Source organism: Microbacterium maritypicum MF109 (assembly GCF_000455825.1).
Taxonomy (GTDB): Bacteria; Actinomycetota; Actinomycetes; order Actinomycetales; family Microbacteriaceae; genus Microbacterium; species Microbacterium maritypicum_A.
Genome location: NZ_ATAO01000259.1, coordinates 1 through 291 on the forward strand (window position 1 = coordinate 1; position 291 = coordinate 291).

Consider the following 291-nt stretch of genomic DNA (forward strand, 5'->3'; position numbering starts at 1 on the left):
GTCCCAGTGTGGCCGGTCACCCTCTCAGGCCGGCTACCCGTCGACGCCTTGGTGAGCCATTACCTCACCAACAAGCTGATAGGCCGCGAGCCCATCCCCAACCGAAATTCTTTCCAGACGCAGACCATGCGGTCACGTCACATATCCAGTATTAGACGCCGTTTCCAGCGCTTATCCCAGAGTCAGGGGCAGGTTGCTCACGTGTTACTCACCCGTTCGCCACTGATCCCACAGAGCAAGCTCCGTGTTCACCGTTCGACTTGCATGTGTTAAGCACCTGTCTCTTATACA

Annotated in this window: 1 rRNA gene; it reads right to left on the minus strand. The window is 56.7% G+C overall.

The window, feature by feature from the left end:
• Positions 1–277 (minus strand): 16S ribosomal RNA (locus tag L687_RS41445); the annotation flags it as partial.
• Positions 278–291 lie beyond the last annotated feature (14 nt).